Annotated in this window: 13 protein-coding genes; 9 read left to right on the forward strand and 4 right to left on the reverse strand. The window is 73.3% G+C overall.

The features are described from left to right. Positions 1–192 precede the first annotated feature (192 nt). Genes H9657_RS17780 through H9657_RS17800 form a run of 5 tightly spaced genes read left to right on the forward strand, consistent with a single transcriptional unit; the run spans position 193 to position 3,650 of the window. Positions 193–771: a hypothetical protein gene (locus tag H9657_RS17780; RefSeq protein ID WP_191784774.1), complete on the forward strand. Its 579-nt coding sequence runs from the start codon at positions 193–195 to the stop codon at positions 769–771. Next, positions 768–1,058, forward strand: coding sequence for a hypothetical protein (locus H9657_RS17785; protein WP_191784775.1), 291 nt, complete (start codon positions 768–770; stop codon positions 1,056–1,058). Before H9657_RS17780 ends, H9657_RS17785 begins: the two co-directional genes overlap by 4 nt. Further along, positions 1,055–2,419, forward strand: coding sequence for a hypothetical protein (locus H9657_RS17790; RefSeq protein WP_191784776.1), 1,365 nt, complete (start codon positions 1,055–1,057; stop codon positions 2,417–2,419). The genes H9657_RS17785 and H9657_RS17790 overlap by 4 nt, the downstream gene beginning before the upstream one ends. After that, positions 2,416–3,030 (forward strand): hypothetical protein, encoded by a 615-nt coding sequence (locus tag H9657_RS17795; protein WP_191784777.1) that lies wholly within the window; start codon positions 2,416–2,418, stop codon positions 3,028–3,030. The genes H9657_RS17790 and H9657_RS17795 overlap by 4 nt, the downstream gene beginning before the upstream one ends. Then, the gene (locus H9657_RS17800) at positions 3,027–3,650 is read left to right on the forward strand and encodes a hypothetical protein (RefSeq protein ID WP_191784778.1); all 624 of its coding nucleotides are present in this window, start codon (positions 3,027–3,029) and stop codon (positions 3,648–3,650) included. The genes H9657_RS17795 and H9657_RS17800 overlap by 4 nt, the downstream gene beginning before the upstream one ends. 246 nt (positions 3,651–3,896) lie before the next feature. Here the strand turns inward: H9657_RS17800 and H9657_RS17805 are convergent, their stop codons facing one another. Continuing rightward, entirely contained in the window at positions 3,897–9,944 is a 6,048-nt protein-coding gene (locus tag H9657_RS17805; protein ID WP_191784779.1) for an Ig-like domain-containing protein, read from the reverse strand. A 420-nt stretch (positions 9,945–10,364) separates the two neighbouring features. On the opposite strand from H9657_RS17805, the gene H9657_RS17810 reads away from it, so the two are divergent. From H9657_RS17810 to H9657_RS19785, 4 genes are read left to right on the forward strand one after another with little or no spacing between them, the layout of a single operon-like run. Continuing rightward, positions 10,365–11,255 (forward strand): type IV toxin-antitoxin system AbiEi family antitoxin, encoded by an 891-nt coding sequence (locus H9657_RS17810; protein WP_191784780.1) that lies wholly within the window; start codon positions 10,365–10,367, stop codon positions 11,253–11,255. Next, positions 11,255–11,896: a hypothetical protein gene (locus tag H9657_RS17815; protein WP_191784781.1), complete on the forward strand. Its 642-nt coding sequence runs from the start codon at positions 11,255–11,257 to the stop codon at positions 11,894–11,896. The genes H9657_RS17810 and H9657_RS17815 overlap by 1 nt, the downstream gene beginning before the upstream one ends. 38 nt (positions 11,897–11,934) lie before the next feature. After that, the gene (locus H9657_RS17820) at positions 11,935–12,393 is read left to right on the forward strand and encodes a nucleotidyltransferase domain-containing protein (protein WP_191784782.1); all 459 of its coding nucleotides are present in this window, start codon (positions 11,935–11,937) and stop codon (positions 12,391–12,393) included. Continuing rightward, complete coding sequence (locus H9657_RS19785) at positions 12,390–12,731, forward strand: HepT-like ribonuclease domain-containing protein (RefSeq protein ID WP_191784783.1); 342 nt, start codon at positions 12,390–12,392, stop codon at positions 12,729–12,731. Before H9657_RS17820 ends, H9657_RS19785 begins: the two co-directional genes overlap by 4 nt. A gap of 24 nt (positions 12,732–12,755) precedes the next feature. Here H9657_RS19785 and H9657_RS17830 read toward each other — a convergent pair whose 3' ends face one another. The 3 genes from H9657_RS17830 to H9657_RS17840 all read right to left on the reverse strand — a co-directional run bounded on the left by H9657_RS17830 (position 12,756) and on the right by H9657_RS17840 (position 15,802). Beyond that, entirely contained in the window at positions 12,756–14,426 is a 1,671-nt protein-coding gene (locus tag H9657_RS17830) for a sensor histidine kinase (RefSeq protein WP_225215611.1), read from the reverse strand. A 79-nt stretch (positions 14,427–14,505) separates the two neighbouring features. Continuing rightward, the gene (locus H9657_RS17835; RefSeq protein WP_191784784.1) at positions 14,506–14,976 is read right to left on the reverse strand and encodes a DUF805 domain-containing protein; all 471 of its coding nucleotides are present in this window, start codon (positions 14,974–14,976) and stop codon (positions 14,506–14,508) included. 10 nt (positions 14,977–14,986) lie between these two features. Continuing rightward, positions 14,987–15,802 (reverse strand): EI24 domain-containing protein, encoded by an 816-nt coding sequence (locus H9657_RS17840; RefSeq protein WP_318241584.1) that lies wholly within the window; start codon positions 15,800–15,802, stop codon positions 14,987–14,989. Positions 15,803–15,811: the final 9 nt, after the last annotated feature.

Raw genomic sequence — 15,811 nt, forward strand, 5'->3', positions numbered from 1 at the left:
CGCGACATCAACGGCACCGCCAACACCACCACCACCTCCCCACCCTTCACCGTCGAAGAACGCACCAGCCGCCTCGTCGCCGACCTGTGCACCGACAGACCGAAACCACCCGACTGCTGAGGACCGCAGCATCTTCGACCGACCTGCCGGACAGGCACCGCGGACTGCGCGCACCACCCGAACGGAGAACTCGTGATCTCGCTCCTCAGCCTGGTGCCCGTCCCCGACGTGCCTCCCGAACCCCCGCCACCAACGTCAGCTTCGACCCTCGGATGGGCTCTCATCGCCCTCGGTCTGGCGGGCATGCTCGGCTTCGCGGTGATCACCGTGCGGGCCATCCTCAACGTCTCGTTCCGCAAGCACGAGATCCGGCTCGCCGCCTGGCTGTCGTTCGGCGGCATTGCGCTCCTGGCCCTGTCCTACGTCGATTGGCGCATCCACCACCACCGGCAGGACGCGGCACGTGACACCTGGTGGGAGGCACGCCAGCAGGCGGACGACGTGGCGCAGGCAGCCCTGGAGAAGAAGTACGGCATCACCTTCACAGACCCGGTCCTCGTCTTTCCGATCGAGGAGGATCCGCTCCCGTGGGAGATGCACGTCGAGCTGACCGACGGCAGTCCTTCGAGCTGCTGGCTGAGCAACGCACATGACTACTTCACGATCTCGTGCGGGCCCGATGAAAGCACGGCTACCCCTCTCGCGGTGGTCGGCAACGACCACTCGGAGTCGGACGAGCATCCCGCACCCGCGACGGACGGTAACTCATGACGAACGCTCTCAGCCTCGACACAGATGCTCTGCATCGGACGGGAGCGGGCCTTCGACACGTCGCATCGGCGTTCGACGGTGCGGACGCGCAGAGCGGGCAGGCAGCCCAGGCGGCCGGGCACGGCGGGCTGTCGACCTGCTTGGAGCAGTTTGCTAGCGGTTGGGATGGCAGGCGCGCGTCGATCATCGAGGACATCGCCCGCCTGTCGGACGCCTGCGCTGCGGTGGCGACGGGGTTCGAGGACATCGACGAGAGCCTTGGCGCTGCGCTGCGAGGTCAGGGATGACCACCCGCGCCACGTCGTGGTACCCCCTCGCAGCAACCGATCCCGTGCCCGGCGATCCCGCCGTTCTCACGCAGCAGGCCGCGGCGCACCGTGAGGTCGCGGCACAGATCCGGCTCGCCGCTGACTCGCTCGTGGAGCTCACGAGCGACCCGCGCATGCGGTCGCTCGCTGTCGACACCCTCCGCGAGCGCGCGGCGGGGGTGGCAGGCACGATCAGGAAGGCCCGCGCTCGCTACCTGGCGGTGGCGGATGCGCTGAGCACCTACGCCGTCGCCCTACGCCAGGCCCAAGAGGCCGCAGACGACCTCCTCGCACGAGCCCGCACCACGCAGCAGTCCCTCGACGAGGCCGTTCAGCAGCGCCTGCGCGCGGCGGTGCTGCTCCGCGACCTCGAGGACGATCCCGCCGCGGCGGCGACCGACGTCCGGGCGACGACGAACCGGCTGGAGACAGCCCGCACCGCGGTGGACGATGCAGAGCTCCGGCTGACGACGCTGCGCGACGAGCTCGAGATCGTCGAGCGGGAACGCGACGCCGCGGCGCGACGCGCCATCGACACGATCGACGAGGCGCGGGCGAGCGATGGTCTGGACGACGGCTGGTGGGAGGACTGGGGTCTGGAGGTCGCGACCCAGGTCTCCGCGATCGCGGGCAAGGTCGCGACGATCGCCGGCACTGCGGCACTCGTCCTGTGCTGGGTGCCGATCCTGGGGCCCGCACTGGCGCTGACTGCGACGATCGCCGGCGCGGCCTCTCTCGTCGCGAACGTGATGCTCGCGGCGAAGGGCGAGAAGGGGTGGGCAGACGCAGGCATCGACGCTCTCGGCATGCTCTCGTTCGGCTGGGGAAAGGTCGTCGGCAAGGGGCTGCAACAGCTGTCCCGAGAGATGCCCGACGCCCTCACCGCGGTGCGCGGCTTCACCTCCCGCTCCGGCAACCCCGCGGTCGCCGCCGGCAGCGGCGCCGTCGACATGGCGACACGCGGTCTGCTTGCGTCCTCGGACCTCACGGTGCGCGGACTGCTCGCCGGCGGTTGGCGATCCGCGCCGGGCACGTACCTGGCGGCGTTCCGCACGGCGTTGTTCCAGGTCGGCGCCGGCCCCAAGGGGCTGCTCACGATGGCAGGCCACGGCGACGTCGTCGCCAACCGCGCCCTGCTGGACGACGTCGCGTCGGTCGCCACGCACCCGAAGGCCGTCGACCTCCTGAACCCGCTCCTTGCCAAGGCGTCGAGCCTCGAGCAGCAGGTGGTCTGGATCCATGGGATCGACGTGGCGGCGAACGCCTACGGTGCCGGGCAGCTCGCCTCTGAGCTCACCTCACCGCCCCAGCAGTCCGCGCGCGAGAGGCTCCACCTGTGACCGCGCCCATCGCGACCGTGCGCTGCGCGGCACCCCGCGGCTGGGTGGTCTGGCCGGCAGGCGACGGCGCCGTGGCCGCGGACCGGCTCACGACCGCGAACGACAGCCCGGCCACCCACGCCCTCGCCTCCGCGGTCCGGACCTTTGACGACGAGACGCAGACCAGCCATCCCGGCACGCTGCTCGCCGGCCTCTGGCAGCCGGATGAGAACAAGACCCCGTTCGCGTCGATGCGGATCCTTGTGTCGTCCCCGGCGTCACCCCGCATGACGCCCGACGAGCTCCTCGCCTTCGCGTGGGAGACGCCCGTGCTCGACGACGTCGAGATCCTCGACGTCGCGGCCGACCCCGGGCAACTGGCAGCCGGTCCGACGGTCGCGCAGATCGTCCGAGGCGTCCGACGGCCCGCGCGCCGGGGCGCCCTCGCGCGGCTGCTCGGCGGCCAGACCCGTCAGGTGATCACCCACGTCACCTGGTACGTGCTGCCGCCAGGGACCGAGCAGACCGTCGCGTGCCGCTTCGAGACGTCGAACCCGTACCTCCTCGAGGAACTGGGTCTGCAGACCAACGCGATCACCGACTCCCTCGTCGTCGACCTGGAGAGGGCGTGACCGACCACGCAAACGGGGCCGTCATCGTCACGCTCCCCGACGACTGGGCCGTCATCGAGCTCGGCGACGACGACGCGCGGACGGCAGACGTCCACGCCGTCGTGAACGAGCGGCTCGGAGACGACCCGCGATGGGCGAACCTGCGGGCCGACCTGACGCGCACCCTCCTCGACAGCACGGCGGCGGCCGCCGCCGCGCACGGGTTGTTCGTCGCGCTCGCGCTCGGTAGCGGCGACGGACCGCCGCTCCCCGCCTCAGTCTCGGTCCACCGCCTGCCCGGCCAGCGCGTCGACGCCCGCGGGCGCGCGCTCCTCGCCGACCTGGCGCGCACCGACGCGGAACCGGGCCAGGATCTCGATCTCGGGGAGACACCCCACGGCGTCGTGCTCCGTCGCGTTCGCGCCAGAGCCGCGAACCCCGACGAGGGAGCGCCGGATGCGCTGCCCTCGCTGGTCGTCGACTACTGGGTCGAGCCGACCGGCTCGCCGGACCTCGTCCACCTCGCATTCGCCACCCCGCTGCCGGCCGCCCGCGACGCCTTCCTCGAGCTGTTCGACGCCATCACGCGCTCCGTACGCGTGGCCGGTGGACCACCAGGGACGCCGAGAAGCGATCGATGAGGGCACCCGGCAGCCGAACCGCGACGGCCCTCAGCCCAGCGCCGCCGACGGCGTCGTCCGGCCGGCGGACCGGATCGGCCCCGAGGCTGTGCAGCTCTGACGTGCGCGTCGCGCCCCCGGCGCCGGCCGGGAGCGCCTCAGCGCCGGCCAGACCGTCGCCCCGACGCGGACGGCCCGCACGCAGCCGGATGATCCGGCGACGTGCGGGCCGTCCCTGCGCGACGACGCGCGCAGCGGCAGGTGAGGTCAGCTCACGTGCGAGCCACGTCGGCGGCGCACCGTCACCAGGACGGCTCCGCCGACCAGCAGCAGCAGGGCTGCGGCACCGAGTCCGGCGACCTGCGCACCGGTGACGGCCAGTGCTCCTCCGGCCGCGACCGGCGGGGCCGCCGCGACACGGACCGTGACCGTCGTGGTCGTGCGCGCCCCGGTCGCGTCGGCGGCGGTGTAGGTGAACGTCACCTCACCGACGAACCCCGGCGCGGGGGTGTAGACGAGCTTGCCGTCCACGATCTCGACCGTGCCGGACTCCGGCTGGGTGACCTCGACGATCGTCAGCGGACCGCCCTCGGGGTCGGAGTCGTTGCCCAGGACGTCGATCGTCACGGGCGAGCCCGCGGTGCCGTCCGCGGTGTCCGGCGTGACGACCGGTGCACCGTTGCCGACGGTGACGGACGCGGTGCCGGTGGTGGTGTCCGTGCCGTCGGAGACGACGTACTCGAAGGTGACCGTGCCGGACCACCCGGCGGGCGGCGTGTAGGTCACCACACCGTCGACGAGCGTGACGGTGCCGCGCGGGGTGCCGTCCGCGTCCACGGGGACCCGGACCTCGTCGACCTCGAGGGGGTCGCCGTTGGCGTCGGTGGCGGGCGTCAGGACGTCGACGACCACGGGCGTGCCGTACGGCGTGCCGACGGTGTCGAGCGGCGGGACGACCGGCGCCGCGTTGGCGACGGTGACCACGAGCATGCCCTCGTCGCTGCCACCGGCACCGTCGGTGACGGTGTAGGTGACGGTGACGTCGCCCTTGAAGCCGGTGGCCGGGGTGACGGTCAGGCGGCCGTCGGGCTCGATGGCGACCGTCGCGCCCTGGTCGGCCGTCGCACCGGTGACCGTGAGGCGCTGGTCGGTGCCCGGGATGTTCGGGTCGGTGTCGTTGCCGAGCACGTCCACCGTCACGGGGGCGTCCGTGGCGGTCGTGGCCGTGTCGTCGACGGCGACCGGCTCCGCGTTGGCGACGGTCACGGTGACCGTGCCGGTCGTCGTGCTGGTCCCGTCGGTGACGTCGTACTCGAACGTGACCGTGCCCGCGAAGCCGGGCGCCGGGACGTACCGGACCTGACCGTCCTCGACGGTGACGGTGCCCTGGGGCGTGCCGTCGCCGTCCACCGGCGGGGTGAGCGCGCCGGGCACGATGCTCAGCGGGTCACCGTTGGCGTCGGTGTCGTTGTCCAGGACGTCGACGAGCACGGACGTGTCGGTCGGTGTCGTCATCGGGCCGTCGTCGCCCACCACGGGGCTCGCGTTGGCGACCGACACCACGAGCGTGCCGGTGTCCTCGCCGCCCGCGCCGTCGGAGACGGTGTAGGTGACGGTGACGTCACCCTTGAAGCCGGGCGCCGGGGTCACCGTGACGCGACCGTCCGGGTCGACCACGGCGGTCGCGCCGTTGTCGGCCGTGACGGCGGTGACCGTCAGCTCCTGCGTCGAGCCGGGGATGTTGGCGTCCGTGTCGTTGGCCAGCACGTCGACCGTCACAGCCGTGTCGGTGTCGGTGCCGGCGGTGTCGTCGGTCGCGACGGGTGCGTCGTTGGCGACGACCACGGTGACGGTCGCCGTGTCGGCGGTCGTCCCGTCGGTGACGGCGTACGTGAACGTCACCGTGCCGGCGAACCCGGGCGTCGGGGTGAACCGCACCTGGCCGCCCTCGATCGCGGCGGAGCCGCGCACCACCCCGTCGGCGTCCCGCGGCACGGACAGCGACGCCGGGACGACGGAGAGCACGTCGCCGGGGTTCGCGTCGGTGTCGTTGGCGAGCACGTCGATGAGCGTGCTCGTGCTCGAGGCGGTCGTGACGGGGCCGTCGTCGCCCGCGACCGGTGCCGCGTTCGCCACGGACACCACGAGCGTGCCCGTCGCCGTGCCGCCCGCGCCGTCGGCGATCGTGTAGGTGACCGTGACGTCGCCGCGGAAGCCCCCGGCCGGGGTGATGGTCAGGCGACCGTCGGCCTCGACGACGACACCGGCACCGTTGTCGGCGCTCGCACCCGTGACCTGCAGGCGCTGGTCCGTGACGGGGATGTTCGGGTCCGTGTCGTTGCCGAGCACGTCGACCGTCACGGCCGTGCTCGTCGTCGTCGACGCCGTGTCGGCGACCGCGACCGGGGCGGCGTTGGCGACCTCGACCGTGATGGTGCCGGTCGCGGTGTCCGTGCCGTCGCCGACCACGTAGGGGAAGGTCACCGTGCCGGAGAAGCCGTCCTGCGGGGTGAAGGTCGCGACGCCGTCGGTGACGGTGACCGTCCCGCGGGGGGTGCCGTCACCGTCGACGGGCGTGCCCGCGCTGACGACGAGCGTGTCGTCCGGGTTGGCGTCCGACGTCAGCGCCGTCAGGTCGACGTCCACGGGCGTGCCGTAGGCCGTGGGGACGGAGTCGTCGTCGGCCACGGGTGCCGCGTTGGCGACCGTCACGGTGATCGTGCCCGTGTCCGTGCCGCCGGCGCCGTCGGCGACCGTGTACGTCACGGTCACGTCACCCTTGAAGCCCGGTGCGGGGGTCAGGGTGAGGGTGCCGTCGGTGTTGACGACGACGCCCGCGCCCTGGTCCGCGACGGCGCCCGTGACGGTGAGCTCCTGGTCCGTTCCGGGGATGTTGGCGTCGCTCGCGTTGCCGACCGCGTCGAGGACGACGGGGGTCCCGGACGGGGTCGTCTCGGTGAAGTCACCGGCGACCGGGACGGCGTTCGCGACCACGACCGTGGCGGACCCGGTCGCGGTCACGTCGCCGTCGGTGACGTCGTAGGTGAACGTGACCGACCCCGCCCAGCCCGTCGGGGGCGTGTAGCGGACCTCGCCGTTCTCGATGGTGACGGTGCCGCGGGGGGTGCCGTCGCCGTCGACCGGCGTGCCGAGGCCGCCCGGGACCAGCGTGAGCGTGTCGCCGTTCGGGTCGGTGTCGTTGGCGAGGACGTCGACGAGGACCGAGGTGCTGGTCGACGTGCCGACCGGCCCGTCGGGCAGCGCCGACGGCGCACCGTTCGCGACCTCGACCGTCAGGGTGCCGACGTCCGTGCCGCCGGCGCCGTCCGCGACGGTGTACGTGACGGTGACCGTGCCGGTGAAGCCGGCGGCCGGGGTCACGTCGAGCGTGCCGTCCGCGTTCCTCGTCACCGTCGCGCCGTTGTCCGCGGACGCGGCCGTGACCCGCAGCGACTGTCCGGAGACACCCGCCGCGACGTTGACGTCGGTGTCGTTGTCCAGCACCGGCACCCCGCTCAGGGTGCCGTTCTTCGCGACGGACGCGACGTCGTCGGCCGCGACCGGCGGCGTGTTGGCCGTGGTGACCGTCACCCAGGCCGTCGAGGACAGACCGCCGGCGTCCGTGATGCGGTACCTGAAGGAGTCGTCGCCGGCCCAGCCGGTGTACGGGGTGTAGCGGATGGTGCCGTCGGGGAGCACCGCCGCGGACCCGTGAACGGGCCCCGTCGCCACCGACACGGTCAGGGCGCCGTTCTCCGGGTCGGTGTCGTTGTCGAGCACGGGCACGACCACGTTCGACGAGCCCGTGGGCACGTTCGCGGTGTCGTCGGTCGCGACTGGCGCGCCGTTGACGATGATCGTGACCGTCACCGAGGAGGACACCCCTGCCGGGGACTGGTCGTCCCGCAGGAAGTAGGTGAAGGTGTCCGTGCCCACGAAGCCGGGGTTCGGGGTGTAGGTGCCGATGCCGTCCGCGCCCACGGTGACGCTCCCGTTGCTCGGCGTCGAGCGCCCGGCGACGCTGATCGCGTCGCCGTCGGGGTCGGAGTCGTTGACCAGGAGAGCCAGTGCGACCGTCCCACCGGCGTTCACGGTGTAGGTGTCCGGCTGCGCGACGGGGAGCCCGTTCGCGACCGTGACGGTCACCGTGGCGGTGTCCGAGCCGCCGCGGGAGTCCTGGACGACGTAGTCGAACGTGTCCGTGCCGCGGAACCCGGGGCGCGGGGTGTAGACGACCGAGCCGTCAGGGTCGATCGTGACGGTCCCGCCCTGCGCGCTGGTGGGCGTGACGGACCGGACGCTGAGCTCGTCGCCGTTCGCGTCGGTGTCGCCGTCGAGGACGTCGATCGTCACGGGCGTGCCGCCGGTCGTGGTGGCGGTGTCGTCGTCGGCGACGGGGGCGTCGTTGAGGACCACCACCTGCACCGACGCGGTGGACCGCAGGCCCGTGCTGTCCTCGATCGTGTACGTGAACACGTCGCGGCCCGCGAAGTCGTCGCGCGGGGCGTAGGTGACGGTGCCGTCGGGGTTGACGGTGAGCGCGGCGCCCGCGGCGTCGGTGACGGCCACGACGCGAAAGGTGTCGCCGTCGGGGTCGCGGTCACCGTCGAGCACGGCGATGTCGAGCGTCCGCTCGGTCGGCTGCGGCCGGAACGTCAGCACGTGCGGGGTGGCGATCGGCGGGTTCGCGCCCGGGACCGGTGTGGCCGTGACGACGTCGGTGAGGACGTTGGAGACCGACGACGCGGACTGGTAGGTGGTCTTGCCGCGGTACGTCATCGCCGCGCCGTTGACGATCTGCGCACCGTGCGGGATGTCGTCGTCGACGCGGACGCTGAAGGACACCGTGTGCGGGGCGGGTGCCAGCGCCGGGGTGATCGGGATGTCTCCCCCGCCGCCGGCCGACGCGGACGCGCCCAGGTACGCGACGACGTGACCGCTCGGTGCGGCGGCGTAGTACCCGGCGTCGTCGCCCTGCGCGTCGGTGACGCGGACCCCGTCGACGGCCAGCGACCCCGGCACGTAGGACGTGCCGGTGGGGATCGCGTCGAAGAAGCGGCTGTCGGCCGCCGTGTCCAGGCCGATGTTGCTGACCGGCACGGTGTACGTCAGGACGTCACCGGGCCGCAGCTGGCCGCCGTTGACGTCCGTGACCGACTTGTTGCCCAGCAGCGTCGGGTCGTACAGGTCGGTGGCGAAGGTGACGACACCGGGGAAGTACTGGTCGCTGGACGTCGTCAGCGTGATCGTCGCGCTCGTGTCGCCGTTGTTGACGACCGGGCGACCGACGCGGAAGACGTCGGCGTCGAACCCGAGCTGGTTGACGAACGCGGGGTTGCGGCGGCGGTCGTCGACACCGAAGCGGCTGATCGAGGAGTTGAACGAGTTGCCGACCGGGTTGCCGGCGTCGCTGAGGTTGGTGCCGTTGAGCTGCAGCTGGTCACCGGTGTAGCCGCGGTCGCCCTCGTACGCGACGACGCCGACCGACGTGCGGATGTCCCCGTTCGGGGGCGTGATGAAGCCGCTCACCGTGAACGTCGGCAGGGGGTCGCCGCTGCTGACGGACCCGAAGCCGTCGAAGATCGTCAGGTTGCGCGCCGGCGCCGCGGGGTCGGAGACCGCGACGACCAGCGTCCACCCGGCGTACTGGTTGTTGCTGCCCGAGGAGGACTGGACGTTGCCGACCGTGTACGTGCCGGACCCGGCAGCCTGCACGATCGCGGTCACGTCGCGGTGCGCCTGGTACGCGGTGCCGGAGTTGTCGCTCGTCGCGACGTCCACGCGGTCGGCGGTGACGGGCTGGTACGCGACGGCACCCGGGACGCGCAGGACGGCCTGGTCGCGCAGCGCGACGCTCTGGTTCGCGCCGCCCGTGCCGGTGCGACCCGCCCAGTACAGGCGCGCCCACAGCACGCTGCCGCCGTCCGGGACGGTCAGGTCCGCCGTGGAGGAGTTGAACGTCGACGCCGAGGAGTCGACGTCGACGAACTGCATGGGGCTCAGGTCGTTGTTGTTCAGGGACGAGCCGGTGCCGGCGCGCGAGTTGGCGCACGTGCCCGTCGTGGCGTTCAGCGCGGCGTTGCACGTCATGAGGGTGTTCGCCGCCATGAGGATGTCGCCGTTGGTGTTCGTGGTGAACACCGGCGCGAACGAGCGGTACTCCGCCGCCGCCGCGGGCGACGCGATGCCGACGAGGGTGAGCGGCGCGGCGACGAGCGCGCCGGCCAGGAGGGCCGCGACGCGTGCGACGAAGCGTCCGCGTCGCCGGGTGCCGTCGTGGGTCGTGCGTTGCCGACGCGCGCGTGCCGCTGCCATCTCTGTCGCCCTCCGTCGCACCCGAGGACGGGCACGTGTTGGTCAGTTGTCCAGGTCAAAGTGCCGACCGTAGAGGGTTCGCCGAGAGCGCGTGCGCGTGGAGACGGCAATTACGGCGAACACGGCGGGTGAGATTCGGCAACGGCTCGGGGGCTGCAACGGGGAGGCCGGAGAGGCGTCACGAGTCTTCTTTGCCAGCACCGATGAGGTTGTTTCCTGTTACAGTAAACAACTATGGAGTCGTCGCTGCGCGCCCGTGACGCGCTCCTCCGCGCCCTCCGGTCGTCCACCCCGGGACGGCTCGACGCGCACCCCACCCCCACCGGCGTCGACCTCAGACACCACGGGACGACCCAGCCGCTCCACCCCGTCTGGGCCGGTGAGGGCTTCCCGGCTGATGTCCGCCTGGCCCTGAGCGCCGTGGACGACACGCCCGCCGGCGCCACCCCCGTGATCGTCGCCCGCCGGCTCTCCCCCGGCAGCCGCGCCCTCCTGGCCGAGCGCGGCATCTCGTGGGCGGACGAGGCCGGAGGGCTGGACCTGTCGGCCGGCCCGATCCTCATCCGGATCCCGACCCCGCCCGCCCCGCCCGAGGCCGCACCTGCCCGGTTCACCGCAGCCGCCGGCGCGGTCGCCGAGCACCTCCTCCAGCGGGCGGCGACGGGCGAGACGCTCGTCCCACCGGTGGCCGACCTGGCGGCAGCGGTCGGCGCGTCGCCCGGCGCCGCCTCGAGAGCCCTCACCTACTTCGACAGCCAGGGGTGGACGGCACCGACCGGGCCGCGACGCGGACCGACGTCCCGTCGTGACGTCGTCGAGCGCGGCGCGATGCTCGACGGGTGGGCAACCTGGTACGCGTCAGGGCAGGACGACGGCATCGCAGCCCACGCACTGATCCGCGACCCCGACACCTGGCTCGCCGACGTGCTCGCGCCGGCCTGGCCGCGCGGCGTCTGGGCCGTGACCGGTCTGGTCGCCCTGGAGCGTCGGGCCCCGTTCACCACGGCGACCAACCCCGTCGACCTGTACCTCGACGGCACGGCGTTCGACCACGACCTCCATGACCTGCTGGCCGCAGCCGACCTCACGCCGACGGACGCCGGGGTTCGGGTCCGCGTCCTGCGGGCCGACCGGTACACCGTCGCCCTCTTGAGCGCGGACCGACCGCGCGCGGCACGACCGGACGCGGCACCCGACGACGACGTGCCGCTGGTGAGCGACGTCCGTCTCTACGGCGACCTGCTGCGCCGCGGCGGGGTGCGTGCCGACGAGTACGCGATGCATCTGCGCGAGCAGCGGATCGGCTTCTGATGCGCACACGCCGCACCCGCGCCATCGCGGAGGCCGCCCTGGCCCGCCTGGTCGCGCAGCTCGACGGCCGGACCGACGGGCGGGCGTGGCAGTGGGTGATGACGCTCGAGGGCGCCCCCGTGCGGATCGACCTGCTCACCGACGTGCTCGACCACCGCGGGCAGCAGCTCGCCGTGCCGGGCTGCACCCGCATGACCGTCCAGAACGTGGCCGGTCCCGCGCCGGCGCTGCGGGATCCCGTGATCCGCCGGCTGCCCGTCCGGTCCGGTGACGACCTCACCGCCTGGGTCGACGTGCCGTTCGCCAACCTCGGCGGGTACCTGCTCGCCAAGGCCGCGGCCGTGCTCGGACGTCGCGCCGACCGCGACCCCTACGACCTGGCGTTCGTCGTCCAGCACAACACCGCAGGAGGCCCCCGCGCGGCCGGACGTGCCGCGCGCGCGGCGCTGCCACCCGGCCGGGAGCAGGAGTTCGAGGGTGTCCTACGGGCCGCGCTCGCCCAGCTCACCGACCCGGACGGGCGCGCCGCCCGTCTCTACGCCACGCAACGCGTCGCCGACGGCGATCCCCTGCCCGTCGACGTGCTGGCCGCCGACGCAGCAGCCGCGGCTCGTCAGTGCCTTGCCGAGCTCGACCGGTGACCGACCCGACGCGATAGCAGTCGCGCTATCGTCGGACCATGACTGATCATCCGGGCGCCGAGCTGCGCGCCCGTCGCCTGCGCCTCGGCCTCACGCAGCGTGAGCTCGCGGCGCGGTCCGGCGTTGCTCAGCCGGTGATCGCAGCGGTCGAGACCGGGCGACGCGGCATCGGGCCGGAGGGACGCGCACGCCTCGACGCCGCCCTCCGCGTCCGGCCCTCCGCGGTGCTCGACCGGCACCGCCTCGCGGTCCGCGATGCCGTCGCGCGGCATCACGGTCACGACGCGCTCGTCATCGGCTCGGTCGCCCGCGGTGAGGACACCCCGGACTCCGACATCGATCTGATGATCACGTTCGACGACGGCACCGACCTGGTCGACGTCCTGGACCTCACGGACGAGCTCGAGCAGCTCCTGGGCACCAAGGTGGACGTCGTGTCCGGTCGTGTCGCCGGCGCCGTGAGCGCGCACGCCCGGCGCGAGGCGATCCCCCTGTGACAGCACCGGACAAGGTGGCGCGCCTCCTCGACGACCTCGTGGCCATCGCGGAGGACGCGGCGCACGTCGTCAGCCTCGGCCAGGCCGCCTACCTCGCGGACGACGCCCAGGGCCGGCTGCTGCGCAACGCCGGTGAGCGCATCGTCATCAAGGTGTCGACGGTCGTCGAGAAGCTGCCCGACGGCTTCAAGGCGGAGCACCCCGAGGTGGAGTGGGTCAAGATCCAGCGGATGCGCAACCTCATCGCGCACCACGACGACAAGGTGCAGGCCGACTTCGTGTGGGCGACGCTCGCGCACCGTATCCCCGGGCTGATCGCGGACGTCGTGGGCAGATGAGCTCGTAGTCCCCGCACCGACCCCTCAGTCCAGCGGCGCCGACCACCGCAGCAGCGCCCCGCGCCCCGACGCGGGCCGCAGCAGCGCGAACGACCCGCCCGACTCCTCGGCGCGCTGCGCGAGGTTGCGGGTGCCCGACGATCGCGTGCGCGCCGGCGGCACGCCGACCCCGTCGTCCTCGACCTCGACGACGACCTGCCCGACGTCCCCGGTGGTCACGGTCAGCCGCACGGACACCGCGTGCGAGCGCGCGTGGCGCGCCACGTTCGACAGCCCCTCCCGCACGACCGCGACGACGTTGTTGGCGCGGCCGGGTGCGACGACCTCGTCGATGCCGCCCGTGAGCACGCGGTCGCCGGCGAGGGGGTCCACGGCCACGCCGTCCACGTGGACGCTCAGGTGCGGGGCGAACCCGAGGGACGAGCGTGCGAGCTCGACCTCGGCGACGACGCGCTCGACGAGCGGGATGGTGGCGCCGGGGTCGTCGAGGGTCCGCACGATCACGCGGATCTGCCGGATGCCGGCGTCGACGTGCCCGACGACCTGCTCCAGCACCTGCGACGCCTCCGCCGACACGGGCCCGGTCGGGTCGGTCCGCAGCGCCTGGACCTGCATGCCGGCGGCGAAGAGCTGCTGGATGGCGAGGTCGTGCAGGTCGCGTGCGATGCGCGTGCGCTCGTCGCGCACGGCGGCGTGGCCGCGCAGCCGCTGGGCCTCACCGAGCACGAACGCGAGCGCGGCCTGCCGCGCGAACGACTGCGCGAGGGTGAGGTCCTCGTCGGTGAAGGGCGCGGCGCCCGTCCGGCGCAGCAGCACGAGCACCCCCATCCCCCGGCCCTGGGCGTGCAGGGGCGCGAGGAGCGACGGCCCGTACCCGACGAACGCCGGGGAGTCGCCGGCGTCGGCGACGAGGCACCCGGTGCCGTCGTCGAACGCCGCGCGCACGCGCTCCTCGGTGCTCATGTCCGCGCCCAGCAGCGACCTGCCGGCGGGGGTGACGATCTCGACGAGGAGCTCGTCCTCGTCGGCGCCCGGCAGGACGATCGCGGCGACGTCCGCCGCGCCGACCTGCACGGCGGCGGCCGCGACGCGCTCGAGGACGTCCTCGGCGTCGGCGCCCTCGAGCAGCATCGTGGCGATGTCCTGCCCGGCGGTCAGCCACTGCTGGCGGCGGACCTCCAGCGCGTACGACTGGGAGTTGAGGACGGCCACGGCGGCAGCGGCCGCCAGCGACAGCACCACCGCCTCGTCGTCCGGGCCGAACCCGCCGGGCTTCTCCGACAGGTACAGGGTGCCGAACCGCTCGCCGCGCACGCGCACGGCGGCACCGAGGAACGACCCCATCGGCGGGTGCCCGGCGGGCAGGCCGCGGAAGTCGGGGTGCTGGGTGAGGTCGTCGAGCCGCAGGACGCCCTCGTCGGGGATCGCGCCGAGCACCCCCCACGCGTGCGGCGGGTGGCCAAGAGCCGCGACGACGGAGTCGGTGAAGCCGCTCTGCACGAACTCGACCGACGCGCCGTCCTCGTCGACGATGTTGATCGCGCCGTACCGCGCGCCGGTCAGGCTGGTGCTCGCGGCCACGAACCGCTCCAGCAGGCTGCGGGTGTCGAGGTCGCCCGCCATGTCGAGGATCGCCGAGAGCAGCGCTGCCGCGACGTCGTGCTGCGGGGTGGGGCGGGCGACTGCCTCGGTCAAGGACTACCTCCTGGTGACTGACCAGCCCCACGATAGGCAGTCACGGGACCAAGGTCCCAACGTGCAGGGCGGCGGCACGTCACCCGCACCGCTCGCACCCGGCGCACGGCACGTACGCGGGCCGTGCGGCGTCGTACCGCTGCCCGGCGGGCCGCCCCGGCAGCAGCCCGACGACGACCAGGAGCAACCACCCGTAGGGCGCCAGGGCGATGACCTGCCACCACCCCGACAGGTTCAGGTCGTGGAGCCGGCGGGTGTTCAGCGCGACGGTCGGCACGGCGGTGACCAGCACCCACAGCACCAGCGCCGCCCCGACGGCGAGCACGGCCACCGCGGGTGCCGCGGCGCCGTCCAGCACCCGCAGGACCAGGACAGCGCCCCACACGACGACCACCTGCAGGAGCGCGGCGTTCCAGTACTCCGCGCGGCCGGCCCGCCCGGTGAGCACCGTCGACCGTCCGAAGTACCGGCGGACCGACTCCCCGAACCCGGCTCCGGGCAGCGGGGTGTCGTCGAAGGGGCGGGCCTCGGGGTGGCGTGTGATCGTCATGCCCGGGACGCTAGAGGCGGTCGATCACCCTTTGGTCCGCTTTCTCCCCATCTGTGGATAACCCTGTGGCCAACGGTGAGGGTCGGGCCCCTTCCCCGAGCACGGCGTGCGCCAGCAGCGTCGCCCCGGCGACCGCCGCGGGCATCGTCACCACGGCCCCGCCGGGCACCAGGAAGCACAGCTGCGTCGCCGCACCGAACCCGATCGCCCGGCGCCGGTGCGCCCGCAGCAGCCGGTTGCGCTCACGTCGCGGCACGCCGCGGGACACGAGCGCGCGCGACGTGAGCTCGTGCGCCAGCACCCAGCCGGTGAGCAGGAGCCCGCCGACCCACCCGAGCGCGGTCCCGACGACCGGCACGATCCCCACGGTCCCGGCGAGCACCGCGACGACGAGCCCGCGGCCCATGAGCGCGAGCCCGTCCTCGGCGCCGCGCCAGAACCCGGTGTCCCCGGTCGGCACCGCACCGGTCTCGGTGGCCTCGACGGCACGCCAGATCCGGTCGTAGAACGGCTCGCCGACAGTGAGGGTCAGCGCCGTGAACGTGACGACGACGAGCACGACCGCGGCCGCGAGCACCACGGCCTGCGCGGCGACCTCGGCGGTCCGCTCCCACGTGGGCGACCAGTCGTCGGCGAACGGCGTGAGCCACTCCGCGACCGTCCCCAGGTGCATCACCAGCAGGACGATCGCGGTGAGCATCAGGAGCCCGACCACCGCCGCCGGCACCAGGCCGAGCGCCATGACCCGCGGCTGCCGCCGCCAGTAGCCCCACCCGCGCAGCAGCAGCCGCGCACCGTCGAGCACCTCACCCATCGCCCACCTCACGCATCGAGC

The organism is Cellulomonas avistercoris (genome assembly GCF_014836445.1).
Classification (GTDB): Bacteria; Actinomycetota; Actinomycetes; order Actinomycetales; family Cellulomonadaceae; genus Cellulomonas; species Cellulomonas avistercoris.